Origin of the sequence: Pinirhizobacter soli (assembly GCF_015905305.1) — a bacterium.
Taxonomy (GTDB): domain Bacteria; phylum Pseudomonadota; class Gammaproteobacteria; order Xanthomonadales; family Rhodanobacteraceae; genus Pinirhizobacter; species Pinirhizobacter soli.
In genome coordinates, this window is the sequence record NZ_JADZLQ010000003.1 from 678,463 (window position 1) to 704,386 (window position 25,924).

Here is a 25,924-nt window from a genome sequence, read left to right on the forward strand (position 1 = left end):
ACAAGCGCGCCAGCGGAAACGGCCGGCCTGTGTTGTGTCCCAATGACTCGTGCACTGTCTCGATCATGGTCAAAGCCCTCCCCCCGGAGATGTTTGTGGTCGGCCGGGTGGATCGCCGGCTTCGATGTGGCCTTTCTTAACTTCTGCCGCACTGACTGCATCGGGTGGCGCCAGCGCCATGGCGCCGCCTGTCCGGAGCAAACGTCGGACGTCCTCTTCGCTGGTGCGGATGCTGATGTGACCGGCTGAGGTCAGACAATTACGAAATTGAAGGGGCCGGGTAACGTTTCTTCATTTGCGGTCGCCACATCGGCCGCCGCTTATCCCGCGTCGATCGCGCGATAGCTGAAGTCGCGCGCGACGATGCTGCCTTCGCCGGCGCTGTAGATGCCGATCCTCAGGCTGAGAAAACCACCGAACACGTTGTGGTGGATGCCCGAAACCTCCATGCGCAGGTCGTGCTTCACCCAGGTCTTTCCGCCATCGTGCGAGTAGTGGAAGGTCACCACGTGATGGTCGTTGGTCAGCCGCATGCGCACGCGGGTGGTGGCCATCGGCGCGCGCATCCAGGGCTGTTCCTGCGCATATTCGAATGTCTTCATCGTGTGCGGCGAGAAGCCGATGCCGACGAACGCCTTCGGGTTGTAGAACAGTAGCAGGCCGCCTTCGGCCCCGCCGACAAGATCGAGGGTGACCTCCGCCATGTAGGCACGGTCGCCGGGCAGGCACGTCAGCGGCGGGCTGTCTGAAGGTGAGCTGCCGCGCGCGGCGATCCGCAGGCCGCCCGCTTCATGGCGGATCCGCCGGGTGTCTTCCGGCCGCGGATCGTGGAAGGACCACTGCGCGCCGAGCGCGCCGGTGGCGAAGGCGTCCGACAAGGCCTGGCCCGATCGACCGCGGCGGCCGCCCTTCGGCTTGGGCAAGGGCCTTGAAAGATCACCGCCGCGCGCCCTGAACCAGCCGTCGGCGGTCCATTCGATCGGTTCCAGCAGGGTCTGTCGCCCGAGCGTGCGGAAACCGTTCTCGTAGCCGTGGTACACCATCCACCAGTCACCCGCCGGCCCTTCCACCAGCGAGGCGTGGCCGCGCGACCACCACGGTTCGGCGGCGCTCGTCGTGCGCACCAACGGGTTGTGCGGGCAGTGTTCCCACGGGCCGTGGACGGACTTCGAGCGCGCCGTGATCACCATGTGCCCGGTCGGTGGACCGGCGGTGCCGCCGACCGCGGTGATCAGGTAGAACCATGCGCCATGCCGCAGCAGCTTGGGGCCTTCCGGCGCAAAGTCCTCCACTACCCAGTCGTCGGGATAGCGCCAGGGACTGTAGGCCTGCTGCAGCGCGCCATCGGCGGCGAGGCCGTTGTCGCTGAGGCGGATGTAGCGGATCCCGTTGACGAACAGGTAGCGCCGGCCGTCCTCGCCCACCACGTGGCCGGGATCGATGCAGCCGCCGATCTTCATGTCGATGGGGTCGCTCCACGGACCTTCGATATGGTCGGCCCAGATCACGTGGATCGACCAACCGGTGTCGCCCACCATGGCCGGGATGTAGATGAAGTAGCGTCCGGCGTGCCTGCACAGGTCCACCGCGAATACGTTGCCCAGCGGCCGGGTCAGCGCCGGCTTCAGTGGCACCCAGTTCACCAGGTCGGTGGAATGCCAGATCTCCAGGCCGGGAGAGGATTGGAACGACGTGAACGTCATGTAGTAGTCGTCGCCATCCTTGAGGATGGTCGGGTCCGGGTGGTCGCCGGCGACGATCGGGTTGCGGTAGGTGCCGTCGCCCAGGTCGGCCTGGCGTTGCCCTTCGATGCCCGTTCGCCAGCGGACGGGCGTTTCGTCGCGGCGCGCGCACGGGATCGCCGCGGCCGCCCGCAGGGAAAACGGGGCGGCGGCACCGGCCAGCACCAGCTTGAAAGCGTCGCGGCGGGAATGGTTCACCATGCGTGCGGGTCCTCGTGCTGGCGTTGCGGAAACGTCGTCCGCCCGGGGGATACGGCGCGGCGCCTCACCCTTCCATCTCCTCCAGCTCCTTGCCGCGCGTCTCGCGGACGCAGCGCAGCACGAACACCACCGACAGGGCGGCCGCGGCGGCGTACAGGCCATAGGTGCCGGCGAGCCCAATGCCAGTCAGCAGGATCGGGAAGCTCACGGTGATGGCGAAGTTCGAGATCCACTGCGCCGCGCCCGCTACGGCCAGGCTGGAGCCGCGGATCTGGTTGGGGAACATCTCGCCCAGCATCACCCACATCACCGGTCCCCACGACATGTTGAAGAAGACCACGTAGATGTTGGCGGCGACCAGCGCCAGCGTGCCCATCGCCGGCGGCAGGCTGAGCTTGCCGCCGGCATCGATGCCGGCGCGCGCGAAGGCCCAGGCGACCAGGAGCAGGGCGACCGTCATGCCGGCCGAGCCGATCCACAGCAGCGGCTTGCGCCCGAGCCTGTCGATCTGGGCAACCGCAACCAGGCAGGCGCTGATGCTCAACGCGCCGCTCAGCACGTTGATCAGCAGCGCGTCGCTCTCGGAAAAGCCGACCGCCTGCCACAGCACTGCGCCGTAGTAGAACACCACGTTGATGCCCACCAGCTGCTGGAAGGTGGCCAGGCCAATGCCCGTCCACACGATGGGGCGGATGCGGCCGCTCGCCTTGTCCCGCAGGTCCGAGAAACGGGGGCGATGGCGGTCCTGCGCCAGCGACGCGCCGATCTCGGCGAGTTTCGCGCGGGCTTCCGGTTCGCCGTACAGCCGCGTCAGCACGGCCGCGGCCTCGCGCTCGCGCTTTCGCACCACCAGGAAGCGCGGGCTCTCGGGAATGAACAGCAACGAGACCAGGAACAGCGACGAGGGCAGCACCTGCATCCAGAACATCCAGCGCCACGCATCCTGGTGCAGCCACAGCACGCCGGTGGAAGCACCGGCGGCCCTGGCCAGCAGGTAGTTGCTGAGGAAGGCGCTGAACAGGCCGCTGATGATGGCGATCTGCTGCACCGTGGCGAGGCGGCCGCGGTAGCGTGCCGGCGCGACCTCGGCGATATAGGCCGGCGCGATCACGCTGGCCGCGCCGACGGCGAAGCCGCCGGTGATGCGTGCGATCACGAAGAACGTCGCGCTCCATGCCGAGCCTGCGCCGAGCGCCGACAGCAAGAACAGCAGCGCCGAGACGATCAGCACCGCGCGTCGCCCCCCGTAGTCGGCGACGCGCCCGGCGAAGAACGCGCCAAGGGCGCAGCCGAGCAGCATCGAGGCGACCTCGAAGCCGATCTGCGCCGCGCTGGAGTGGAAGGTCTGTTTCAGCCCGTCGACGGTGCCGTTGATGACGCCGCTGTCGAAGCCGAACAGGAAGCCGCCGAGGGTGGCGATGCAACTGATCTGGACGATGAGCCGGGTGTTTTCCGCTTGCTTCGCGACAACCGCGTCGTCGAGCAGGACGCTCTTCATTGGTCGGTATCCCATGGTCGTTCCGGTTCCTGCCCGGTCGGCAGGCTGTGGCCGTCCATCAGCGCAGCAGGTACTGGTTGAGCAGGTTTTCGTAGCACTCCTGCCGGCCGCTGCGCTTGGCCGGCTCGCCATGCCCGGCGGCGAAGTCACGCAACTGCGCCAGGCTGAACCTGCCCTGTTCGAAATCGCGGCCGGCGCCTTCGTCGAAGCTGGCGTAGCGCTCGGCCCGCCACTTTTCCAGCGGCGATCGCGTGAGCAGTGCATGCGCCACTTCCAGCCCACGCGCGAAGGCATCCATGCCGCCGATATGGGCGAGGAAGAGGTCCTCGCCGTCAGTCGATTCGCGACGCACCTTGGCGTCGAAGTTCAGCCCGCCCGGCGCCATGCCGCCCTGCCGCAGCACCACCAGCATGGCACCGACCGCATCGTACAGGTCGGTGGGGAACTGGTCGGTGTCCCAGCCGTTCTGCGCGTTGCCGCGGTTGGCATCGATGCTGCCGAGCAGGCCGTGGTCGGAGGCCACCTGCAGGTCGTGCTCGAAGGTATGGCCCGACAGCGTGGCGTGGTTGGCCTCGATGTTGAGCTTGAAGTCCTGCGCCAGCCCATGCCGGTGAAGGAATCCGGCGACCGTGGCCGCGTCGAAATCGTACTGGTGCTTCATCGGCTCCATCGGCTTGGGCTCGATCAGGAACACGCCCTCGAAGCCGATGCTGCGGCCGTAATCGCGCGCCATGGCGAGGAAGCGCGCGAAGTGGTCCAGCTCGCGCTTCATGTGCGTGTTGTGCAGCGAGGCGTAGCCTTCGCGGCCGCCCCAGAACACGTAGTTGCTGCCGCCCAGTTCGACCGTGGCGTCCAGCGCCGCCTTGACCTGCACCGCCGCGCGCGCCACCACCGCGAAATCCGGGTTGGTCGCCGCGCCGTTCATGTAGCGCGGGTGGCTGAACAGGTTGGCCGTGCCCCACAGCAGCCGGACGCCGGTGGCCTGCTGGCGTTCCCTGGCCAGCGCGACCATGTGCCGGAGGTTGGCCTCGTACTCGCCCACGTCGTCGTCGTCCGGCGCCATGTCGATGTCGTGGAAGCAGTAGTACGGCACGCCGAGCTTGGTGAAGAACTCGAACGCGGCATCCATCCTGGCCTCGGCGCGCACCAGCGGCGCGGCGTCGGCGTCCCACGGGTACACGCGCGTGCCCGGCCCGAACGGATCGTGGCCCGCGTTGCCGAAGCTGTGCCAGTAGCACACGGCGAAGCGGAGATGCTCGGCCATCGTCCTGTCGCCGATCTTCCGTTTCGCATCGTAGTGCTTGAAGGCGAGCGGGTTGTCCGACGCGGGCCCTTCGAAGGGAATGCGGCCGATGCCAGGGAAGTATTCACGCTTGCCTATGAAAGGGGTGCCCATGGGGATGTCGCGTCCTGTTCGGGAAGTGGGTGGATGCAGCCTCGGAGAGGGTCAGGTCGCCGCGACCGCCTGCGGGTTCGCGTAGAGCGACCGGGCCGCGTCGAGGTAGCGCAGGAAGCGGTGGTAGGGCTCTCGGTAGCGCGCGATGTTTTCAGGGTCGGGGCGCACCGACAGCCGCGGGTCGACCTGGACGTGCTCGCGGACGACGCTGGCGAGTTCCGTCCGGTCGCCGCCGGCGAGATCGTGCGCCCGCAGCGCCTGCAGCGCGGCGCCGAACGCGGCGCCTTCGGCCTGCAGCGGTACGTCTACCGGCAGCGCGAACACGTCCGCCACCATCTGCCGCCAGTTCGCGCTACGGCTGCCGCCGCCGGTGAGGCGGATCGCATCGAAGCGCAGCCCGGCCGTGCCTAGCGCTTCGTAGCCGTGGCGCAGCGCGTACGTCGCGCCCTCCATCGCTGCGCGATAGAGGTTGGCGCGCGTCAGGTTGTCAAGGTCCATGCCGTGCAGGCTGCCGCGCGCGTGCGGCAGGTCTGGCGTGCGCTCGCCGTTGAGGAACGGGAGCATCACCAGGCCTCCGGCGCCCGGCGCGGTGCCGGCCATCGATGCGTCGCCGTCGCGGGCGTCGAAGCCGAAGGTCCGCGCCACGCTCTCGGTGGCGACGGTGCAGTTCATGGTGCAGACGAGCGGCAGCCAGCCGCCGTCGGACGTGCAGAAGGCCGCCCACCGCGCCGCATCGTCCACCACCGGGCGATCGGCATGCGTGAACAGCGTGCCCGAGGTGCCCAGGCTCATGCCGAGCATCCTGGGTGCGATGTTGCCGGTGCCGATCGCCGCCATCATGTTGTCGCCGCCCCCGGCCGACACGCGCACCGATCTCGGCAGGTCGAGCCGGCCGGCGATCGCGGGCGCGATGGGAAAGCTGGCCTCCGGGACGACCAGCGGCGGCAGGCAGGCGGAAAGGTCGCGCTCCGGATCCGTCGCCGCCAGCATCTCCATCGACCAGCGGCGCGTGCGCACGTCCAGCCAGCCGGTGCCCGAGGCGTCGCCGCATTCCATCCAGTATTCGCCGGTGAGCCAGAAGTTCACGTAGTCGTGCGGCAGCAGAATGGTGGCGAGCTGCCGGTAGACCTCGGGGCGATGCCTGCGCGTCCATGGCAGTTTCGATGCCGTGTAGCCGGCGAGGATCGGGTTGCCCGCGATTTCCACACAACGCCGCGCGCCGCCGGCGGCGGCCATGATCTCGTCGCATTCGCGCTGGCTGCTGGTGTCGCACCACAGCTTGACCGGCGCAAGCACGCGGCCTGCGGCGTCGAGCGGCACGAAGCCGTGCTGCTGGCCGGACACGCCGATGGCGACGACGCGCGCGCGCGTGGCCGCGTCCAGCTGGGCGAAGCAGGCCACGATCGCGTCGATCCATGCCTCGGCCCGCTGCTCGCGCCGGCCGTCGTCGCCGGCCTGGAGCTCGAGGGGATGGCCGTGCGTGGCGAGCGTGCGCCGCGCTGCGCCGTCGTAGGCGATCAGCTTGACGCCCTGGGTTCCCACATCGAGTCCCACCACCAGGCGGCTCATGCGTCGTCACCGCTCCCGCACGGCGCGGCCGGCACGGGCCGGATCGCTGCACACGTGGCGCGGACGTGGCCGGCAGCGCCCTGCGCCGGTCGTACGACGGTGTCGTTGGCGCCGGTCGTCGCGCGCCTTGTCCGATGGAAGTGACGCATGGCAGGCCTCCCGTTACCGCCGGGATGCTGCAGCCGGCATGCCAGCGCCGCAATTGTGAAATCCACCAGCGCCGTGGATCTTTTTCTCTGTCGCATTGCGTCATGTCGGGCAGCGGCGGAACGAGTAGTGTCGCAAGTCTCTGCGCTGCCGCAGCAAGCCGGCTTCCGATACGCCATGTCGTCATCCCACCGCATCGCCCTGCTTTTCAACGCGAACAAGGTCTACGACCGGCAGGTCATCGCGGGCATCGGCCAGTACCTGAAGTCCACTCGCGTGGAGTGGGACCTCTTCATGGAGGAAGACTTCCTCTGCCGCACGCTGGGCATCCATCACTGGCGCGGCGACGGCATCATCGCCGACTTCGATGATCCTGCCGTGGCCGAAACGCTGGCGGACATGCCGATTCCCGTGGTAGCGGTCGGCGGCTCCTACGCCGATGCCGGCCAGTACCCCGTGCGCACGCCCTATGTGGCGACCGACAACATCCGGCTGGTGCGCCTGGCGTACGACCACCTCATCGAGCAGGGCCTGGAGCGCTTCGCCTTCTACGGCCTGCCCCCCATGCCCGGCAACCGCTGGGCTCAGGAGCGCGAGAACGCGTTTCGCCGGATGATCGACGCCGACAAGCTGGAAGGGCTGGTTTACCGCGGCTCGCCCACCAGCGCGGGCGGCTGGGGCCGCGCGCAGGAGGACATGGTGGCATGGGTGCTCTCGTTACCCAAGCCGATCGGCATCATCGCCGTCACCGATGCGCGCGCGCGCCAGCTGCTGCAGGCCTGCGTAGTGGCGGACGTGCCGGTCCCAGACCAGATCGCCGTGGTCGGCATCGACAACGATCCGATGGCGCAATTGTTCAGCCGCATCACGCTCACCTCGGTGATCCAGGGCGCGGAGGAGATGGGCCGCGCGGCGGCACAGCTGCTGCACCAGATGATGCATGGTGGCGTGGCGGCCGGCACGCGCATCGTGGTGCCTCCGGTGGGCATCAACGTGCAGTCCAGCAGTCTGCACCAGCCGAGCAGGAGCCCGCACGTGATGCGTGCCAGGCACTACATCCGCCAGTACGCCTGCCTGGGCATCAAGACCGAGCAGGTGGCCGACTACGTGGGCATCTCGCGCACGCTGCTGGAAGAACATTTCAAGCGCGAACTGAAGAAGACCGTGCACCAGACCATCCTCGAGCACAAGCTGGAGATCGCGCGCGGCCTGCTCGCCGATCCGTCCATCCCGCTGGCCGACGTGGCGGTGCGTAGCGGCTTCACCTCGCTGCAATACATGTACGCAGTGTTCCGGCGCGAGTTCAACTGCACGCCGCGGCAGTTCGTCGAGAAGGCTGGGGTCTAGGGCCTGTTTATGGCCTCCCACCGCTCACTCTGTGGGAATATCCGAACTGAGAGCGCTCGAGCCATAAGTGGCTGTCTAGCGAAGCCCCGGTCCGACTATAGCTTTCTGGGAATCATAAGTTGGCCATTCCGGCCAGACCATGGCTTCCAGAACACTGGTGGGCGATCCAGCAATGATTGACCGCAGGGGTCCGCCATAATTTGTCCGTTGAAGCGGACATTTGTAGCAAAATCAAAGAACTAGGCCCTTAATTGGTTTAGCAGAGCGCCCGATCTTACGCACATCGATGAAGTTGATCAGTAGGGCCGATCGATCATGATCAGCGCACCGGCATCCTGATCAGCGTGAGGCCACCGGCCGGAATCGGCCACAACCAGGCGCACGCGAGGTGACTTTACACCGGACGTGGTGGTGAGAAGTAGCCATGGCACTAGACCCCCTGACGCGCGCGAAGGCCGAGATTGCACCGAGCGCCAAACAAACTGGACACCGCCGCCAGCCACCTGTGCGTTTGTTAAGCGCCGACCTCTTCACTTCGCTCCGTTCGAACAAGCCTTCCGTGGGAACGTACCCATGTCGACAGCACACTTATCGATGACAAACTGTGGATGAGTCTTGGCCTACATCGCTTTTTAGCCCGGCCTACCATGTACGCAATGGTCGACGAAGCCACGCAGTTTATTCTTGCATACTGGATTTGCTTCGGACGCCGCGGCGGTGATGCATTGGCATGCTTGCTACGAGACTGCATTCGACGCCATGGCCGGTTGCCTTGGAGTACGGCCGTTGACCAGGGTGGTGAGAACATAGGTTTGTACTACACGGGCGTCACGGCCATCCACGTGGTCGACTACGAACTGCGGGGCGCTAGTGCGTCACGGTGGGGCGGTGTCGTAGAAGCGTTTAATCACCGATCACAACAGCGCATCTTTCATCAACTTCCCGGAAACACGAAAAATGACAGGCTGGGCCGGTCCGGCAACAAACAGACCCGTTCCGATGCTCACGCCAAGCTTGAGATACTTAGGTTCTTATGCCTTGCCGAAGACGGGATTAACCTCCTGAATGATCGACCAACCGGCACCGAGCTGCCTTCGCCTGGCGAGCTGCTTGAAGCAGGTAACAAGACGTTTGCCACCCTCGCTCGCAGGATTGAGCTCACCGGTGAAGTATTGGCGGCGACGGCGATTCCCGTGGAAGAGCCACGCGTCATCCACTACAACAAGGGCATTCGCTTTGAACGTCGCGACTATACCGGCACCGCCCTTCACGACTCGCGCTTGGACGGACAAAAGGTCCCGATTCGCTACGAGCCATATGACCCCACAACGATCTACGCATGCATTCACGGCTCGTGGTACGCACTTCACAGTGCCGCGCATACGCGAGTTCAGCACCTTGACCAGTTAGCCAAAAACGCGGAACTGTATTATCAATTTGATACCGGCGGCGCGCAAAAGGCCAAGAAAAATGCTGTTGATTTCGATCTTGCGCGAGGTCAGGCAGACCACATTCGCGCGCAGGAACGGAGTGATTGTGAGCGACAAGAGGCGGCGCTCGCCAGTAGTGCAGAGGAAGACATTTTTGCGCAGATTAGGAGGGCTAACCATGCCAGAACTTCACAAGCATAAGGCTTCTCCGAACATTCCGCTTGCAATCCCTTGCGAAGCGTGTCCGCAAATTAACCATCGCAACTATGCAAATGCATTGCACGAAGCCCATGATGCAGCGTCGAGAGCAAGACGCGGCGACATCATACTCATTACTGGGGCTACCGGTGTCGGCAAGTCTCGACTGGCCGAAGATCTCAAGGATCTGTTGGTCGGACCTCCCTCGTCATGGCCAGCTGGGGTTGTTCCGCTAGTTCATGTTGCCATCGATGTGGATAGTCGGGGTGTGGCCATGACAAAAAGTATGGTGATCGAGATCAACCGTCAACTCGGCAATCCGATTTGTATGTCACCTGCAGAGTTAGCTGGCACGGCGGCATCGAGTTTCTCCATTCGAACTCGAACAACCGAAGGCGGCATGCGCGATAGCTTCCGCTACCTTGTGCAAGCTAGGCGAACACGATACGTCATAATCGATGAAATCCAGCACGTGAATCCGAAGCAGCGTGCAGCTGCGAATGCAAGACTGGAGAGCATCAAGATGCTAGCTGGATGCTCGCCTGATAAGCCAATGCCCGGTTCGGTCGTGCTCATTCTTATCGGGCACTATAGCCTCCTCGAGCTGCTGACGGCCAACCGACAGTTGGCTCGACGCGTCACTCCTGTTCGCATGCGCGTTTACGACAAGGGCTCGCTTGCTGATATGAAGCAATGGGACTTTATCCTTAAGGCACTAAACGCCCGCTATCCGATGGGAAAGAATGACCTGAGCGACTGGAACGATGTGCTCTACAAGATGTCATTGGGAAATATCGGCATCCTGGTAAAGATTCTCGATGATTCTAATTCAGGGCGAAGGCGCCTAGGGCAACCAGCGTTCGACGCGTCGCATCTCCGCTTTGGAGCGCCCTCCAAGAACGTTTATGAGGCATACGTTAAGGAGATGGAAGAGGCATGTGAAGCGCTCGCTGAAGGTGACTGGTCGAGTGACATTCGCTTGCTAGCGCGTCGCGGCGGTGGTGCGCCAGAAGAAGTTTTGAAGACCAAAGTGAAACGTACTGGGAGGATAGGCAAGCGGAAAAATGGGCCGCGTGATCGTGTAGGAAGGAGCTCATGACTCCTTTGATGTACGTGCCGCCGCTATATCACGAAGAGTACGGCATCGAGTCGCTATGCTCGTACGTGATGCGCATGTCCCGCCTTTTTGGGATCTCGGCGGGGCAAATGCTTCGATTCATTTCCGAGTCCGGGTCTACACCCGGACGGTACGATCCCGACTTTGCGATACCCGAACGTTATCCGGTCCGTTTGGCGGGCTATTCGCCTGCTGCTAAGCGATTCGCTATGCGAATCGATTACGGCATGAAGTCGGGGGACGCCAAAAAGATGACCATGCTGAAGGTCGGTCCTGCTCTCGCCGCAAATTGCATGGGCATGATCAACAAGACATCCATGTATTGTCCTCTTTGTATACCGTATATGCTCGAACAGTCAGGAGGCATTTACTGGACCCCGCTGATATGGAGCCTTATAACGGCGGTCCGTTGCACAATCCACAAGTGCGAGTTGGTGGCCAACCCCAAACCGTGGTTGGAGCCCGATATCGTCCGCCCGCGTCTATCGGGCCTTAAGGAGGATGCAATCGCGGATTGGAACGTGGCCGAGAGCGTTAAACTGGTGCGATATACGTCTGGCGATGAGCCAGACGCAGTACGAGCCGAGGCTGTTTCCGCATTTCTCGCTGCCCTACGGCCAAAATACGAAACACTGACGGGCAAAGGCTTTGAGGCCCTATTGGGAGTGAGCAAACCGAATTACGAGCGACTGGTCGATCGCGTTAATCGACCAAGTCTGTCGATTGTATTTCGGTTTGGTGCGGCCTGCGCTATAAGCCCGCTCGATATCCTGACGCTGGGCGCGGAAGCTCTTTGCGCTGAAGACATGTTCGATTTGTCTGCAGCGCCGCGGCCACCACCGCGGTTCATAAAGAAGCCCCGCGCGCCAGAGCGAACAAAAGCGGAAATCAGGAAGGTTCTTCAAAGGGCTCTGTCCGGCAACGTTGCACCGGCTTCTCTCAAAGAAATTGGTCGGACCTTCAATGTCACGCCTGGCTATATACGGTATGCACTCCCGCTGGAATCTTCAGAATACGCGGCCAAGAGGGCGCAGCGTCTCAACGAACTAGCAGCGGACCGGGCAAGGTCCGCACTGAAGGCATGCGAACAGTATATCGCGCGTTACGGAAGCCCAAGCAACGAGCGCGAGGCTGTGCGTGGGTTGATGGGTGAAACGGGACTTCCGAAACACATTCTGGCTGATGCGTTGGACGGTCTGCTACGGCCGCAGCGAAGCGGCCGACGGCCCTCGGTGGGCGTACAGCGGAGTCGCTTGAAGCAACGCGTCGACTGAATTACGTGATGTTCTAGAGGTCCAAGGCCATGAAACTGATCCTTTGTCCGTCGTGCGAAGATGTTTTCAAACTTGCGCTTGATATTCGACGATGTACCTGCGGAAAGTCATGGGGACGCTACCTGGCGGGCGGCATCGATGCCGAGATCAGCGCGACGGCAGTTCCAATTGGCTTCGCCAATTCAACGCTACTCCGCGCGATTCGCTCGCGGCCAGATCACGGGCTTGGCGTTCAGTTCACTGCCTTCGTGATCGCTCGCGAATGTGAGTCGATCTCCGTGCGTGGAGTCAACGAAGAACCGGATACCAGCGGTGGATAAAGCTGCCGCTCTTTGCGAACACGACAATCTTTATGCTGAAGTCATCGCGCGCCGTATTGTTCGCTTTCCTAGGCATTGGACAGGTGCTCCAAGCTCGGGTGTGCGTACTGATCTGTCTTGCGGCTTCGGCTTGCTTTCTGATGTATTTTCCTGCGGCGCGCTACGTTAAATATCAAGCCACAGTAACCGCGGGGCCAGCGAGCCGCCGAGTACACCACCTAAAGCCTGGCAGCCCAAATACCTCTCGAAATTGGGCGCCGACGTATGGGTGTCTTCGCCTTCCCGTTGTCCGGAATCGGAGCTTCGGTAGAATGGCTACTATGGCCATCCGTCTCGAACTCCTGCTGATTGAGAGCGTCAACCTGGTCCGAGCGGTCGGCGAGGGTGACCTTTCCGAGGCCCAATTTCGAGCCAGCCAGGTCGGCGACCTTGCATGGGCAGACGGTAACTCTGCTGTCGGCAACGCCGCAACGAACCTGGAAGCGGCACTTCGCGATGCGGATACCCTGCCAAGTGAGGCCTATGAAGATCTTCTGGCGTATCTGCTTGCCGAGCTGGACGTGGTTTTGAAGCCGCTGCGCCACCAGTAGGGCGTCGAACGCGCATCAGCTCTTACGGGACAGCCCGGGAAGACAGACCAATCCGCACTTTGGTCTTCAACTAGGCACCTGCAGGAATCGCCTGATGGCGACAGCCTGTGGTCTCTTGTGGTGTCAGTCTTTGGAATGTGTAGCATTGACCGTGACCTCGTTCTCTCCCAGGCCTTATGACTACAGAGCAGATTTTGCACGTCGACGTTAGTCCGCCGACCTCCTCATTACCCGATTTCCCGACTGTTAGCGACGAGCTCATGCGTGCTGTCGCCGAACTAGTAACGGCCAAATACGCCGCTGAGGCAGCTCGTCGAACGGAGGTCGGTCTTCTGCTCGATCGAGCTATTCCAGGTGCGAACTACAGCACGATCGATAGCTTTGCATTTGCCCGTGCTTGCCTCCCTTTCCTGGACCTTCCCTCTAATTCCGACATACCTCTGCGCGTTCCAGTGCGCTGCGTGATGGGTGAGAGTTGGAGGTGGCGACCAGAGCATGTGGATTCGGAGAATGCTGAGGCTCTAACCATGTTTTTTCTCGATGACGTACGAAGTCAGCGCGGTGCGAAAGAGTGTGCTTCCCAGTTCGCTTGGCCTGCGCTGGGACTAGTGATTGCTCACGAGGGGAAGAACCGCATTGCCTTCCTGCGCCAGATAGGGGCGGCCAGCATGCCTGCGTCAGTTACCTTGATCGACTACCCAGGTGCCGAGCGAATTTCCGCGTACAACGTCCATGTTCACGGCCGGGAGGAGGTCTGGGGCGTGCTCGACGATCGGTGGGTCGAGCCTATTCCCTTGTACTGGCTAGGTAGGGCTGTTTTGGCATCCTATGGCGTTGCGCCGTTGACCCCTTGGCCGCGGAACTTCCCTTCCCCAGAGATGATCGTGGACGCTTCCAACCCAAGCGCTGGTCGGCCCGACTTAGAACAAATCCTCGAGGATTTGCGACGAGGCGAAGAGAAGGTGGCGGTTGCGCTCTGCGACGTACCGCAAATGAAACCAAACCTTATGCGCTGGGCGATTCTTTGGCTTGGGCTGTTTAGTTCGGCGGCAGTCCTCTACGGACTTGGGGACACTGCAAGTAAGGTGGCTTGTGTACTGATCGGGGCAGGAACCGGAGGGAGCATTTTCTGGCAGCTGCGGTGGTTCACTGCCCGACGAGCCTGGCTCAATACGTGATCTGAGGTAAAGCTCATCCCGTCATCACCGCTTAGACAGTTTGGTATAGTCGAAACCCTGCAGACTTAGCAGTCGCCTTCCGGCGGCATCGGCAAGCGGAAGGACGGACCGATGAATCCACAACCATGTGACCTAGTCAACCGAAATGTCTTCTATTTCGCCGATCTTCTGAAATTCCTTCAGGTACTCGGGGCGATGACGTGCGAGCCAACCAACCACTAGTGCATTTGCGAGCCACTTGCTGAAGTGTCCCTTTACAATTGTTAGGTGAAGCACGTCCGGACCGTACGAATCTTCGACTGTGCTCGTTTGCATTTGCAACGCGGCCAGCTCCCGTTCCATACGGGCGATCGAACCGGCCGTAACGGCGTTCCCCGCAGTCGCCTTGCTTTCGAACGCCAGCATCGCGGGTGGTGTCGCGGCCAGCATTGCGTTCGCGAACTGCACGGAGAAATTTCTGTTGCCTACCATCAGTTCGGCCGCTTCGATCTGGCGAAGGGGCTTCATCTGGCGAAGGACGTCAAACACCTTGCCAGGACAGGGAGCATCGGCGAGCAGTCCGACGGCATCCTCACAGATCCCATTCAGTAGCCGGAATCGATGAAGAATGGTCTCGGCGGAAATCGCAAGCGACTTTGCGAGGCGCTCAGCGGATACGCCGCGCTCCATAGCACGGACGATCATTTTATGATCCTGAATGGCCGACAGGCGACTTACGCGCTTATTGTAAGTGTAGGTATCGTCATCGTCGCTAACGAGGCAATCGGCCTCATTCCAACCAAGATCGCGTAGAGCAACAAGTCGGAGATGGCCGTCTACAAGAAAGTACTGGCCCGGTTGCTTTGGTGCCTTTGTCACAACTGGCGCCTCGACGAGCCCGACTTCTTCAATTGACGCTAGGATCTGCTGATACTTAATGGTGCTCTTAATACTGGGCCGCATTACTTTCAGCGGAAGAATGTTCGAAAGTGGAATTCGTACATGCGCCCCCGAGAAGTTGGTTTTGATACGCGGCCCATCGATAGCGGAATTTTCTGTGCTCATACTTGCGCACCCTTGATTCGCTCTTCGATGAGCTTAGGAAGCGAATCGAGCTTCTCGTGCCGTAGTAAGTCAAGGAATTCGCTGTTATCCAGCAGTTCTTTTATTGCCTGGATTGAAAAAACCAATCGGTCATGGACGAATGCCGCCTTCTTGATAACAAGTCGCTGCCGCTCAGCCTCTCGCTCGAATATCCTTCGGATGTCGGCAGCCGTCAGTTGCTTGCGCTCTCGGGGGCCAGTTTTATCGGATGAGCCGATTTTAGGCCGCTTCTTAGCTCGGGCTTCTAGTAGTCGCCGTAGCCGGGTTAGCTTCTTGCCCCGAAAACCTTGTTCGTAGGCATCGGCGAGCATTCCTTGAATCTCGTTGCTGCTGCTCTTGGCGATCTCCGTCGCCATGCTGAGCGGAATCATATCGCCCTCGACGGCAGCGAGAAGTTTCTCCTCACCCCGCTCGATGAGATTTCCGACCAAGCTGACCCATGCGGAACTCACTCCAATGATATTGGCTACTTCTTGGTCCGTATGACCTCGTTCCCGGAGTCGCCCAATCTCTCTCATGAAGTCAATGCCGGGATGAGATCGTCTCGCCACGTTCTCCACGAGGCTCATCACCAGGCAATCTTCTTCCGTCGCATCGATCACAACGGCAGGGACCGTTGTCTGCCCGAGAAGGGCTAACGCCTCGATCCTGCCTTGCCCACAAACCAGTTGGTAGGCGTGACCGGATGTCGACGGCGTGCGACTTACAGTGACGGGTCTCTTTAAGCCCGTCAGCCGTATGTTCTCCACCAATTCGGTATGGACCCTCTTACTGCGAGAGCGGGGATTAAGGATATGGATATCTGATATCCGTATGTCTTGAACCTGGCCCTTGGGTGACGCAACTGCGTTCATGCGGCCTCCCGCAGGTGAACCCGCGCAGCGAGTTCCCCCAGAATGTCGAGGTCATCGAATCTGTATCCATCAATGAACGGTGAATTTTCAAGTCCGACGTGTCGGGGCCACATAGCCATATCGAGGCGGGGTATGAGGTAATAGTCCCGGACTGCATCATTTGCCTCGTTCATTCGCACGGCCACAGTGATATCGGGGCGAAGCTCGACATCGAAGCGCACGTTCCAGCGCAATGACGCTGGGGGCTGCTGGAAACACCGAGCAAGAACGACCGACGCAGTCCATTCCTGATTGACCGTGAGCAGGTCCGTGTCCGGATGCTGCCGCACACTTCCGTTGACCCTCAAGGCGCGCACGACTTCGTCGACCAGCTTAGGCCGACTCGCCCGAAGCTTCCGATTGACCTCAAGAAACCGAAAATCCCGCCCGCTGTCGTATCCGATTAGTGCATAGGCACGAACCAAGCCACCGAACCGCTGTCGGTATGACACACTGGACGGCATGTCTTCCTGTTCGTCGATGACAAGCCCAGAGAGAGCCTGCACCCGGTCGGCGAGGCGTCGAAGCAGTTCCAGCATCTGGTGATCTTGAAGGCGTATCGAACGATCGGCGATGATCTCTCGAACACGCAAAAATGCAGACGGCGAAACGATTCCCTCGAATGCACCGTCGCATCGCACCCAAGCTTCTGGCGGGTTATGTATGGTCGGCTTCTTTAGTTTTGCTGACGTCCGATTGTAGACGTTGTTTCCAATGTACTTTTCATTTGTCAGAACCTGATGGACAGTGCCACGTGACCAAGGCCGCTCGAAATCCGTAAGTATGCCCTCGTCGTTTAACTCGGCTGCTATCGAGTTCTCGCCAAGATGGCGGCTGAGGAACGCCTCGTAGATTCTGTGTACGATGGCAACTTCGTCGGAAGGGCCCGCGACCAACACAATCCGATCGGTCTGGATGCTTTTCTGTTGCCCCCTGACGAGAATACTTTTGAACGAGCGATTTTCGTCAATGAGCGCCCTGCGCAGACCAAATCCTGGCGCCCCGCCTTGATGGAAGCCGAGGCTTACCAGTCGACATTGCCCGGCAAAGACCTTTGCCGAGAGTTCCCGACTGTACTCCGCTGCCATGCTCCGCTTTACGCCTTTGACGATCGTCGCCAGAGGCGTGCCGTCGTTCTCAAAAGGCTCGGCACAGTAAATTACCCTCACGCCGGCTTTTGTACACAGGTACTCGTAGTGCGCCGACTCATCGGAGTTCTGAAAGCGCCCCCAACGGCTGATGTCAAATACTAGGATGGCACTGAAGTTGAGCCTTCCGCCCTGGACGTCTCGCAGAAGTTGCTGCAATCCGAATCGACGGCCAATTTCAAGCCCACTCTTTCCGTCATCCTCGTACGTACGGACCACGTCCATGCCGTGCTCGACTGCGTACTGCCGAATGGCCGCGGCCTGGTTCGCGGTAGAGTATTTTTGGTGGTCCGTGGACATGCGCACATATTCGGCCACTTGAATCCGGCCAGTTGGCGCTGAACTTTCTGAAATAAGATGCGGTGCCATAGGCACCTCGACGTACTAAATGGTCCCCCAGATCGGCGACGCTACTCTGACTCGCACCCGGTGCTGTGACGCAGTACGCAAATCGAACTGTCTTGTGAACGGCAGTTCCAGCAGGCGCGGTGAACGACGTCGCCCGGGCAATGGTCATCGCGCCATCGATAGCGCACCTATGTAGCCACATATACGGGACTCTTCGGTCCCCTGCAATGCGCACTTCAAGTCTTAGTCGAGTAGTTGGCGGAGGTCAGCCCGCTGCCGACAACGCTCCTGCTAGCTTACTGCGGGGCCGGCGCGTTTTAGGCTTAATATGTTGTGCGTGCAGTTGCTGACGCACCTCCATTAATAGCAGGCCCAACATATTCCGGCCCACTCCATTTACCTCTCCCCATAGGCGGTTCACTTCGTTGTCAACCGTTGCTGATTCCACCAATCGGGCCTCGCCAGTGCTTAGCAGGAGTTGCTTGAGATCCTCGTGCTGAGTGAACTTCGCAACCAGCACTCGGCGCATACGGTCGAACTTATTCGTCGACCAGCCGGGGGTGATATCCCAGTAATAGAGTCCATGCGCCGCCATGGCGAGTAGCGCCGGGGACGGTGCAGACAACAGCCAATCTCGAACAGCTGGCTTACGCGCTTTGCCCGCCTGGTAGGCGTGCTCGGAAGTTGGGTAAATCACGCCATCGAGTTCGATGGAGCGTTTATACAGGTTGCTAAACGCCCCATAGGGTTGCTCGTTTGCCCTGTAGAACCGGATTTCAGCGGCCATATTGCCCTCCTGTCGCTGTCAGCTTAAACTAATTTAAAATAACAATCAATGAATTCTAAAGTTGAAACGTCCTGGACGTCCACGCGCTGCTCGAGATGCCGAAGCCGCAGAAATGCAGGCGCGTTCGATCGAGGCTCTGCGCGCGAGAAAATTAAAAAAGAAGGACTTGGCGAAACGAATCGAACGCTCCGTGAGTGCGGTAGGGCACGCGCTTAGAGCTTCGCCTCCTCAAAAGTCGGACACGCTTCAAGATATTTTTAATTATTTCTTTCCGCCTCAAGATGAGGTGACCCTGGCCCTGCACGCGCGTCAGCTGGCTCTGCAGGCACCCGAAACGGCGGCCCTGCTGTCGGCGGTTTTTCGGGATTTGGCGGATCTGCTGGTTAGCGCCCCAGAGGTGGGACAGTTCAATCCGGACAAGCAGCGCAGCTGACGCTAATTGACGGCTCAGGGAGTGGGTCGTGTACCACCAGTGAGGGCTCGCCGGGTTGCACCACTGCACGCGCGACCGACGGCCCCGATTCATAGAGGCCACCGCGCGCGCCAGCGTAGCCGCAACTCCAGGCGGCCAACTGCTGGGCGTTGCTTAAGATGCGCTCCAGTGCGGAAATCGACCCCCATTGCGACCTCATTTGCTCCAACAGCCCGATCAGGATACCGGAGGTCAACCAGTCGCCCGCTCCACATGTATCCACGACGCGAGACGCGCTCACCGCGTCCATCGACTGCCAGCGTGCTATCTGCTGCTTGGGCCAACGCCACTGTAATCCTCGAGCTCCTTGGGTACGGATCTCCAGGTAATCCCCTTTCGTCAGCCACGCCAATGCAGACGCTCGCTCTGCCGAGTATTTGACCATGTCAGCCATGGCCAACATAGCGCCTGTCCAAGGTTCGTCCGCGGAGTCCGATGGCTCGTAGACTACGAACGCGCCATGTTTTTTGGCTATGTCGGCCATTGTCATGATTTCATCGGATAGACGATCGGCAAAAAAAACATCGATCACGCGTGACGCAGTTGACCAACCGGAAGCCAGCACCTCTTGCGCGCGTCGATAGCGGGGCAGGGCTCGCCCGCAGGACGGGCAGTCGAATAGGAACCGATGTTCGGCGCACTTGGCTAGCTCTTCCACAATCACCGGAACAGCCGCGCGATGAACCCCGTGGTACTGAACGCCGCAAAGCTGAAGGTCATCGCGCATCAACGTGTAAGCGAGCGAATCATCCGAGGGGCCGGCCAGTTCCGCGGGCCAACCCAACGCTCCCAAAATGGCTGCTACGTTGCCCGCCGTCCCCCCAGCCCGAAAGCTGATGCGCTCTGGTGTGTCTGTGATGCGCAACACGTCGAGCGCTACTAAACCAGCAGCAAAGAAACGCGGGGCGCTCAGGTTGTAGGGGCGGTGCATGACGGTGGCTCGGATGCCGGGCAGAGGGTAGCGTCAGCATACACTTCGCCAAGCACCCAGACGTGAACAAAGCGCGCCTCGTCGACGACGTCCTTGAAGCCCCCACTAGGTGGCTCGAATCGACGTGCTTCGACGTAAGCCACGGGCAGCTCATGCTCTAGCGCTGCGAGTAGGGCGCCAATGGCCAGCGCTTTGGAACCGATAGGCGACAGAACTGTTTCCGCTGGCTGACTCGCACGCCGATATACCTCCGCGCGCGAAGTATGGATTCGCGACAAGGTGCGATAGAGATCCAGAGGATCATCTTCTGCCGCAAACAGCATTTGTCTGGTATCGATGCGCCAGGTATCCGAAAGTTCGCGACCGAACTGATCCAGCAGAATTTCAACGCTTCGCGGATTGCGTGCTGGAAAGGGAAAGACCGGACAAGTCTCAGTGGGATCCAGCTCCTCGAAAAGGATCGTGAAAGCTCTCTTCTTAGGGTTGGCCAGCTGCGGGATCCAAAGACGCACCGGTGAATCTCCCGGTGAACCCTTTCCCTTAAAGCCCCAAGGGTTCTGATAGTTCTCCGCATGCTCGGCAACAATGGCGGTTTCCACCTCGGGGCCGCCCGTCGCGGCAACGACATGGAGATTCGGCTGCGGCTTGTCAGTTAGCATTTTGTACAGAAGACCAACAACGGGGAAGCTGATGCCGATGGATATCGCACTCATATCCACGATGACATCCGTGACCCCGCCCAAGCCATTCTCGTCAAGGACGCGCTTGCGGATCTCGGTCACAATCCGGTGACCGCCTACGACGGCATGGTCTTCGTCGAAGACCTCAATGTGTATGACTTCGTGGTCGGGAAAGGCGTGGCGTAGTTCCTCTTCATTCGCCTCAGCGCGGTCCACGAGTACCTGAGCAGGCTCAGGCCGATCTTCCCTGATCAGAATCGCCTTTCGCTTGGCGGCCGTCTGGCTTACAAGTAGGGCCAGATGCGATGCACGCGGATCAAAGCCCGCTCCGGCGATATATAGGACTGACCGGCCGGGCTGTTCGAGTAGGCTTGAAAAAAAAGTATTCACGTCGGCGCCTCGGTGACTCAGGCCCTCGCGCCATCGCATCTGTTTCATTGCGCCCCCCCCTCGATCATCTCTACCATCTCGACAAGAGTTTTAAGCGGCACGGGAACGAACCCCCCCCTCCTTGGCGTCAACCCTTTGAAGGCAATAATCGGCCCACCGAGCTCCAGGATCGTCCAGAGCTTCCCCTTCGTCTTCCTTCCAGGAATCAAGGTGAACGCGTTGTACCCGAGGCCGAACCGAAGCGCTTCGGCCAGCTTCGGATAGTCCATGATCTTGGAGAAGGCAACTTGCTCAATCCCCACGGCATTGGCGCCTCCGCCCAGCGGCGCATTGGGCTCAAGACTGCGCTTGAGGCACAGATCCGAAATGCCGTCGACCAACCGGCGCACCGAGACGGCGTGCGGAAAACTCCACTCACTAACAATTCTCTGACCAACCTTTGCAAGCGCCTCGTGCTGTTGCTTAACCGTCAAGGACGTGGACCGATCACCGCGAATGACTTCCTGCGTTTCCAAAAGCCGCACCAACTCCCAGGCCAACTGAAGAAAAGTTTCGACGTTCTCGGTACCCAAGTCTGCGACTACGTCTAGGCCGCCCAAGTAGGGGACTCTGAACTTGTGCCAGAGGTGTACCTGCGCGCCGGCTGCTACATCCGCATCGGCCTCGACCACCACCTCCTCGGCAAGGGATTCATCGTGGCTTGCGTCAAATAATGATCGCTGAGGCATTCGATTGAACTGCCGGTGCAGCAAAATGGCCACCATGGCTGGTGCAATCGTCTGTGTATCGAAGTCCGCCTGCCGGCCAACGTACGCGTAGACGCGCTGCCGAATCTGGTCCACTTGCGAGGACGGAATCCTTAGTTCATAAGCGGCTTTCTCCGGAAGCTGCTGTATCAGTTCTCTCTGCTTGGCAGTTGCATCCGCCTTTATTTCCAGCCCCGCGAGAGAGGTGATACCGTTCCTAGAAAGGTCCGGAATGTGAGCCATATAACGAGACGCGATCTCCGCCGCTGCTCGGCGAAATGATCTTCTGACGGCCCCACGCTTTTCCTCTGGCGCCTGCGTCATGCGGATGTCAACGGTCGTTCGCCGTCGCTGAATATTGTCCGTGGAGGGGGTAGCTGCAGATTGCCCCCAAATAAGTGTGTCCTTTGCGTCCAGAGCCTCCATTCTTTGAAGAATCCAGCGCGCCATGGTGACTTCGCGCAGTGTCAAGTGGCCCATTAGCGCGTCATGTTGGGCTCGATCGGCCCAGTGGGCATCGTCGATCATCAGAAGCGGTTTCAGCGTCCCTTCCTGCCCATCCACTTTGAATCCATCGATTGCCAGAAGCGGGTAGAACTGCCCACCCAACTGTGCGAGGAGCTCTTCCTCCTTGGGTGGTATGAAGCTCGCAGTTAGCCCGTAAATGATCGCCTCGACCTGAGTCGCGCGGTCAGCAATCTGGTTCAGACGATTTCCCCCCAGATACTCGAGGCGCGCGTCACCCAATGGTGTCGGTACTATCTGCACCTGATTGATAGGAATTCCGGCGTCCTGGAACACCTGGCGCCAAGCCAAGACCGCTCGAGCACCCACGAGACTCAACATCAATTCATGCGAACGTTGAAGTGAATAGCCGATTAGTGCCAGCTCCCGGTAGTCGCGCTCAAAAGAGATACGGGCGCCGCATACAACGAGCTTGCCATCCTGAATGAAACCGCGCTCTTCTGCGAAATCCTGCAGTTCCTGGTAAACGTGGTCCGACGTCCGCTGAACCTGCTCCATCAATCGCTTGAGCGTTGTGTATTGAAAAAACCTTGCCAGTGTCGTTTTTCCCGTCCCCGGTGGCGCAGTGAAGATCGCTGTCTTACTTAACAACTCCTGCGGATCATCATAGGCATCGAGGGTCATCCGAAAGAGAGATGGCGCCAAAGTGGCGAGGAACTCCGCTTCGTTCCGTCGGTATTCGCTAGCTCGCTGTTGGAATGGGTTGGGCATGATGATTACTTCGTGTGACGTTGGCGACGATAGAAGAGAGGGTGCATTTCATGCGGGCCCGCTTCGTCGTCGGATTCAGCCCAAACCAAGGCAACGGTGTTGTTCGGCGTATTGTGGTCGAGTACCAATGGCAACGCACAGCCCGCGTATCCCATGCCCAAATGTTCGACGCCTCCTTTCCTGGTTGCGTCTGTCTCAATTCTAGGGTCGTAGTACTTCCCGGTGAGTGCGAAGAAATCTGGATCTGCCTCTGGTGTTAGAGGAAAATTCGAGGGAAGACGGTAACTCCAAGTCACTTCGAAGTTAGCGAACCACGGATATAGATCTTTCATCTCCTCTTTAACTAAGCTCAATGCCTTTTTCAGATGCTCGACGGCCATATCGGTAACGATCAAATGGTGGATGACTAACGTCCAGTCCTTAGACTGAAAGTTCAATTTCAATTCATCATTAGCGCGACCAAGCGACCGCAGGAACCGAAGGAGCTTACCCTTCCAGACCGATTTTCCTTCTTCCTCCTCGGTGCGAATGAAAGAAGTTCCGGATCCAGCGAAGTCATCCACGAGATAGATCGTGTCGAAAGTTGGCTCTTGTTCGGAATTTAGTTTGACGAGACTTTTTTGAAGCTCTTTGCGCAAGTCCTGCCACTTCTCAGCGTCCAACTGAGTGCCAACTACGACCTGCTCATTGGAGATTCGCCCAACGTTGACGTGTCGGAAAGAATCAAGGCGTGCACCGTCGCTCAAGCCGAGAAATAGGGTGCGTTGTCGCGCCACATCAAGCTGGTGCTTTGCCTTAGGATCAGTGTAGACCTGCCATGGCGCGATTCCTCTGGTCATCGCAACATTCTTGAGCAGCCTCGGCAGCACTGTCTGCGGATACATGATCTCGACGAGCCGCTCTCGCTCCACCGTACTTATGAACACGAGACGATTGCGGACGAACTCATAGGCCGCAGGCCTATCCTTCGATTCGAACTGCAAGAGCCAACCCACGAGGCTCTCAAGAAAGCGCATGCCCGCTTGGAAGTCGCGATAACCATCGTACTTGACGGCAGAAATAAGTCGAAGCCATTGATGCTCCTCTTGAGACTTGTTCAAGTCCCACTCCATGACGGCGCTCAGCATTCGCAAAGCCGTGTTCTCGTTCATCTCATCCTCCCCTGAAACGAAGCATTCCTCCGACCGCATCAAATAGGCTTAGCTGATAGCATGTTGCTGAAACTTGGCGACGATGAATTCCAGCCAGATTCCAACACCGATCTACAGTATTCGAGCATTCGTCAGCGGAGAGACTCAATGGCATCTGTAGCAATTCGGAATCGTTGCCCGGCCACCTGCCTCGATCGCCGATGCACAGGAGGTCTTCGGGCAAGCAATTGGCTTGAGAGGCGAGGAAGCTGGCGACGCTTTGCTTTGTAACGCCAGCGGAGACAACGTCGATCGAATGGGACGATACCCAGACCCTGATATGACCTTCCTCGACTAAGTCCCGGAGCGCGGCAGAGACCTGGGCCCATGCTTCGCTCAGCGTACGTCCATCGAGTAAGGAAACAGAGCACTGTTTTGCATAGGTGCGGCAGCGTCCGCGGTTCGGCCACAGGACGTCGCGTTCGATTCGGTGTTCTACTTCGAGAATGACAGGATCGATATCGATAGGAGGCAATTCTATTGCCCCCATCGGGAGGATCAGGGCACCGTTGTAGTAGCCAATGGCCACTTGGCCCCAGAGTTCTTGCGGGATCTGATTGCGCAATTCGGCTCCGCAGGATTCACCTCGCCCAGTGGCGATGCCTATGCGGACCCCAGCCGATAGCAACCGGTGCAATTCGGCTACGATCGTGCGGTCCATCGGCTCGTAGCGTCTAGAGGACTCTATCAGCGTCCCATCAAAATCAAACACGACCGCGGGTATCTGGGTCGAGGCGAGAATGGCGCGAAACCTATTCAGGTGTCCTTTCCAGTATTCGTATTCTCCTCGCCCTAGCTTCTCCGCGTGGCGTCCTAGTTTGGCAAGAATCACTTGCTCGTCCTGCTCCAAGTCTGTGGCGAATCGGGGCGTGGGGATGGAAAGGTTGTAAAGCGCTTCACCGAAGCTCGGGATGCCGGGTTGCCCGGGATCGCGGCGTATGCGCGTTCCAAGGAGCTGCGCTAAGTGCATCGAGAATGCAATTGAACCCAATCTAGCCTTGGAGCCAGCCCCGGGGACATTGATGACCCATGCCGGCGACGCGTCTCGGATTAAGCGCGCGGTTTCCTCTGCAAGCGCCTTGTAATCTCCCGTAGCCAAGCACAGCGCGGCGGTGGCGCGCTTTTTCGTGGCAAACCAATAGTGGCGGCCGTGCCCGATGTTACGAAGATCGGTGACCCATACATTAGCGAGCGCTGCTTCGGTGGTGCGCATTTCCAAGTCGGCCATACCGACCATGGTGTAAGGATCGCCGATTCCTACAAGATCTCCCGTCCATTCCGGGAGATCATCGACGGCCTTTCGAGCCCACGTCAGTACGTCCTCAGAATCACGTTGCGTTATCGGTGCCTGAGTCCCAAACACAGCACGATATGCTCGTTCCAGCAGCAGACAGTACGCCCAAAGACTATTGCTCGCGAGAAATCCATCCTTTCCGGCGGACAACGTGAAGGAGATAGTGCGGCTTGCACCGTAAGCCGAGAGCAGTTGTTCTAGTGGTGTGTCCTCAGCCGCGACTAGCGCCGTAACCGAGTGGGCATTCGATACGATCGCATGTCGACCCGCATCAAGGATATCCGGATTCCGACCTCCGGCACTAAGCAGCCAAACATTTCGTTGCGCGTAAGCTGGACTACTTTGAAAAACTAGGGGCGTCACAATCCTGCAGGCATGTCCCACTGCTTCCTGGTGCAGTTCTGCGAGGTAATGAGCTGCAGACTGCGACCCGCCGGAAGCCACGATGACCAAGCCGTGCGCCGAGCTGTCTTCAACGGCTCGTTTCAGGCGGTCAATTGGAATCAAAAAAGCCTCTCGCGTGGTGTTCACCAGTTGCGCGAGCTCTTGTTGGTACGGCTTCCCCATAGTATTTCCCTGGTCGTGCGACGCTCCAGCCTTGAACAAGGCTGTCTCATGGTTGGAGATCGTACCCCGGCGGCGACGAGTCATGGGCCACTGGGATATGGGGTCGCTAGTTTCGATCAATGCCGACATGCTCTCCACGGATATCAAGACTC

At 59.9% G+C, this 25,924-nt stretch carries 21 protein-coding genes; 8 read left to right on the plus strand and 13 right to left on the minus strand.

Features of this window, described 5'->3' with window-relative positions:
• Positions 1-320: 320 nt before the first annotated feature.
• From NDK18_RS16275 to xylB, 4 genes are all read right to left on the minus strand, one after another.
• On the minus strand, positions 321-1,943 hold the full coding sequence (locus NDK18_RS16275) for a family 43 glycosylhydrolase (RefSeq protein WP_250628377.1): 1,623 nt from the start codon (positions 1,941-1,943) through the stop codon (positions 321-323).
• Positions 1,944-2,007: 64 nt separating this feature from the next.
• Positions 2,008-3,441 (minus strand): sugar porter family MFS transporter, encoded by a 1,434-nt coding sequence (locus tag NDK18_RS16280; protein WP_250626476.1) that lies wholly within the window; start codon positions 3,439-3,441, stop codon positions 2,008-2,010.
• 58 nt (positions 3,442-3,499) lie between these two features.
• On the minus strand, positions 3,500-4,837 hold the full coding sequence (gene xylA, locus NDK18_RS16285) for a xylose isomerase (protein WP_250626477.1): 1,338 nt from the start codon (positions 4,835-4,837) through the stop codon (positions 3,500-3,502).
• Between the two features lie 51 nt (positions 4,838-4,888).
• Entirely contained in the window at positions 4,889-6,406 is a 1,518-nt protein-coding gene (gene xylB, locus NDK18_RS16290; RefSeq protein ID WP_250628378.1) for a xylulokinase, read from the minus strand.
• Positions 6,407-6,730: 324 nt separating this feature from the next.
• Between xylB and NDK18_RS16295 the strand changes: the two genes are divergently transcribed.
• The 7 genes from NDK18_RS16295 (at position 6,731) to NDK18_RS16325 (ending at position 14,007) form a co-directional block, all read left to right on the plus strand.
• Positions 6,731-7,900, plus strand: coding sequence for a XylR family transcriptional regulator (locus NDK18_RS16295; protein WP_250626479.1), 1,170 nt, complete (start codon positions 6,731-6,733; stop codon positions 7,898-7,900).
• Between the two features lie 647 nt (positions 7,901-8,547).
• Complete coding sequence (locus tag NDK18_RS16300; protein ID WP_250628379.1) at positions 8,548-9,531, plus strand: Mu transposase C-terminal domain-containing protein; 984 nt, start codon at positions 8,548-8,550, stop codon at positions 9,529-9,531.
• Positions 9,509-10,627 (plus strand): ATP-binding protein, encoded by a 1,119-nt coding sequence (locus tag NDK18_RS16305; RefSeq protein ID WP_250628380.1) that lies wholly within the window; start codon positions 9,509-9,511, stop codon positions 10,625-10,627. Before NDK18_RS16300 ends, NDK18_RS16305 begins: the two co-directional genes overlap by 23 nt.
• Complete coding sequence (locus NDK18_RS16310) at positions 10,624-11,919, plus strand: TniQ family protein (RefSeq protein ID WP_250628381.1); 1,296 nt, start codon at positions 10,624-10,626, stop codon at positions 11,917-11,919. Before NDK18_RS16305 ends, NDK18_RS16310 begins: the two co-directional genes overlap by 4 nt.
• A 29-nt stretch (positions 11,920-11,948) precedes the next feature.
• Positions 11,949-12,239 (plus strand): hypothetical protein, encoded by a 291-nt coding sequence (locus NDK18_RS16315; protein WP_250628382.1) that lies wholly within the window; start codon positions 11,949-11,951, stop codon positions 12,237-12,239.
• Between the two features lie 320 nt (positions 12,240-12,559).
• The gene (locus NDK18_RS16320) at positions 12,560-12,829 is read left to right on the plus strand and encodes a hypothetical protein (RefSeq protein ID WP_250628383.1); all 270 of its coding nucleotides are present in this window, start codon (positions 12,560-12,562) and stop codon (positions 12,827-12,829) included.
• Positions 12,830-13,356: 527 nt separating this feature from the next.
• A complete protein-coding gene (locus NDK18_RS16325; protein WP_250628384.1) occupies positions 13,357-14,007 on the plus strand; it encodes a hypothetical protein in 651 nt (216 codons plus the stop codon).
• Positions 14,008-14,139: 132 nt separating this feature from the next.
• Here the strand turns inward: NDK18_RS16325 and NDK18_RS16330 are convergent, their stop codons facing one another.
• The 4 genes from NDK18_RS16330 to ybiA form a co-directional block, all read right to left on the minus strand.
• The gene (locus NDK18_RS16330) at positions 14,140-15,051 is read right to left on the minus strand and encodes a plasmid partitioning protein RepB C-terminal domain-containing protein (protein ID WP_250628385.1); all 912 of its coding nucleotides are present in this window, start codon (positions 15,049-15,051) and stop codon (positions 14,140-14,142) included.
• Positions 15,048-15,944: a plasmid partitioning protein RepB C-terminal domain-containing protein gene (locus NDK18_RS16335; RefSeq protein WP_250628386.1), complete on the minus strand. Its 897-nt coding sequence runs from the start codon at positions 15,942-15,944 to the stop codon at positions 15,048-15,050. The genes NDK18_RS16330 and NDK18_RS16335 overlap by 4 nt, the downstream gene beginning before the upstream one ends.
• On the minus strand, positions 15,941-17,500 hold the full coding sequence (locus tag NDK18_RS16340) for a recombinase family protein (RefSeq protein ID WP_250628387.1): 1,560 nt from the start codon (positions 17,498-17,500) through the stop codon (positions 15,941-15,943). The genes NDK18_RS16335 and NDK18_RS16340 overlap by 4 nt, the downstream gene beginning before the upstream one ends.
• Before the next feature lie 244 nt (positions 17,501-17,744).
• Positions 17,745-18,266, minus strand: coding sequence for a riboflavin biosynthesis intermediates N-glycosidase (gene ybiA / locus NDK18_RS16345; RefSeq protein WP_250628388.1), 522 nt, complete (start codon positions 18,264-18,266; stop codon positions 17,745-17,747).
• A gap of 61 nt (positions 18,267-18,327) precedes the next feature.
• Here ybiA and NDK18_RS16350 point away from each other — a divergent pair, with 61 nt between their 5' ends.
• Complete coding sequence (locus NDK18_RS16350; RefSeq protein ID WP_250628389.1) at positions 18,328-18,699, plus strand: hypothetical protein; 372 nt, start codon at positions 18,328-18,330, stop codon at positions 18,697-18,699.
• Here the strand turns inward: NDK18_RS16350 and NDK18_RS16355 are convergent.
• Genes NDK18_RS16355 through NDK18_RS16375 form a run of 5 tightly spaced genes read right to left on the minus strand, consistent with a single transcriptional unit; the run spans position 18,674 to position 25,772 of the window.
• A complete protein-coding gene (locus NDK18_RS16355) occupies positions 18,674-19,669 on the minus strand; it encodes a PfkB family carbohydrate kinase (RefSeq protein WP_250628390.1) in 996 nt (331 codons plus the stop codon). The two genes, NDK18_RS16350 and NDK18_RS16355, sit on opposite strands and share 26 nt — an antisense overlap.
• Entirely contained in the window at positions 19,648-20,787 is a 1,140-nt protein-coding gene (locus NDK18_RS16360; protein WP_250628391.1) for a hypothetical protein, read from the minus strand. The genes NDK18_RS16355 and NDK18_RS16360 overlap by 22 nt, the downstream gene beginning before the upstream one ends.
• Positions 20,784-22,721 carry a hypothetical protein gene (locus tag NDK18_RS16365; protein WP_250628392.1) on the minus strand — a complete coding sequence of 646 codons (1,938 nt, stop codon included), beginning with the start codon at positions 22,719-22,721 and terminating at the stop codon, positions 20,784-20,786. Before NDK18_RS16365 ends, NDK18_RS16360 begins: the two co-directional genes overlap by 4 nt.
• A gap of 5 nt (positions 22,722-22,726) precedes the next feature.
• Positions 22,727-23,872 (minus strand): phosphoribosyltransferase-like protein, encoded by a 1,146-nt coding sequence (locus NDK18_RS16370; protein WP_250628393.1) that lies wholly within the window; start codon positions 23,870-23,872, stop codon positions 22,727-22,729.
• Position 23,873: 1 nt separating this feature from the next.
• Positions 23,874-25,772, minus strand: coding sequence for an HAD hydrolase family protein (locus NDK18_RS16375; protein ID WP_250628394.1), 1,899 nt, complete (start codon positions 25,770-25,772; stop codon positions 23,874-23,876).
• Between the last annotated feature and the right edge of the window lie 152 nt (positions 25,773-25,924).

Excerpts from the sequence above, each read along its gene's own strand:
- NDK18_RS16370 (WP_250628393.1), bottom strand. The coding sequence starts at position 23,872 with ATGAACGAGAACACGGCTTTGCGAATGCTGAGCGCCGTCATGGAGTGG.
- NDK18_RS16335 (WP_250628386.1), bottom strand. The coding sequence starts at position 15,944 with ATGAACGCAGTTGCGTCACCCAAGGGCCAGGTTCAAGACATACGGATA.
- NDK18_RS16360 (WP_250628391.1), bottom strand. The coding sequence starts at position 20,787 with ATGAAACAGATGCGATGGCGCGAGGGCCTGAGTCACCGAGGCGCCGAC.
- NDK18_RS16325 (WP_250628384.1), top strand. The coding sequence starts at position 13,357 with ATGTTTTTTCTCGATGACGTACGAAGTCAGCGCGGTGCGAAAGAGTGT.
- NDK18_RS16355 (WP_250628390.1), bottom strand. The coding sequence starts at position 19,669 with ATGCACCGCCCCTACAACCTGAGCGCCCCGCGTTTCTTTGCTGCTGGT.
- ybiA (WP_250628388.1), bottom strand. The coding sequence starts at position 18,266 with ATGGCCGCTGAAATCCGGTTCTACAGGGCAAACGAGCAACCCTATGGG.
- NDK18_RS16320 (WP_250628383.1), top strand. The coding sequence starts at position 12,560 with ATGGCCATCCGTCTCGAACTCCTGCTGATTGAGAGCGTCAACCTGGTC.
- NDK18_RS16310 (WP_250628381.1), top strand. The coding sequence starts at position 10,624 with ATGACTCCTTTGATGTACGTGCCGCCGCTATATCACGAAGAGTACGGC.
- NDK18_RS16305 (WP_250628380.1), top strand. The coding sequence starts at position 9,509 with ATGCCAGAACTTCACAAGCATAAGGCTTCTCCGAACATTCCGCTTGCA.
- NDK18_RS16295 (WP_250626479.1), top strand. The coding sequence starts at position 6,731 with ATGTCGTCATCCCACCGCATCGCCCTGCTTTTCAACGCGAACAAGGTC.
- NDK18_RS16365 (WP_250628392.1), bottom strand. The coding sequence starts at position 22,721 with ATGCCCAACCCATTCCAACAGCGAGCTAGCGAATACCGACGGAACGAA.
- xylA (WP_250626477.1), bottom strand. The coding sequence starts at position 4,837 with ATGGGCACCCCTTTCATAGGCAAGCGTGAATACTTCCCTGGCATCGGC.
- NDK18_RS16275 (WP_250628377.1), bottom strand. The coding sequence starts at position 1,943 with ATGGTGAACCATTCCCGCCGCGACGCTTTCAAGCTGGTGCTGGCCGGT.
- NDK18_RS16375 (WP_250628394.1), bottom strand. The coding sequence starts at position 25,772 with ATGGGGAAGCCGTACCAACAAGAGCTCGCGCAACTGGTGAACACCACG.
- NDK18_RS16315 (WP_250628382.1), top strand. The coding sequence starts at position 11,949 with ATGAAACTGATCCTTTGTCCGTCGTGCGAAGATGTTTTCAAACTTGCG.
- NDK18_RS16280 (WP_250626476.1), bottom strand. The coding sequence starts at position 3,441 with ATGAAGAGCGTCCTGCTCGACGACGCGGTTGTCGCGAAGCAAGCGGAA.
- xylB (WP_250628378.1), bottom strand. The coding sequence starts at position 6,406 with ATGAGCCGCCTGGTGGTGGGACTCGATGTGGGAACCCAGGGCGTCAAG.
- NDK18_RS16300 (WP_250628379.1), top strand. The coding sequence starts at position 8,548 with ATGTACGCAATGGTCGACGAAGCCACGCAGTTTATTCTTGCATACTGG.
- NDK18_RS16340 (WP_250628387.1), bottom strand. The coding sequence starts at position 17,500 with ATGGCACCGCATCTTATTTCAGAAAGTTCAGCGCCAACTGGCCGGATT.
- NDK18_RS16330 (WP_250628385.1), bottom strand. The coding sequence starts at position 15,051 with ATGAGCACAGAAAATTCCGCTATCGATGGGCCGCGTATCAAAACCAAC.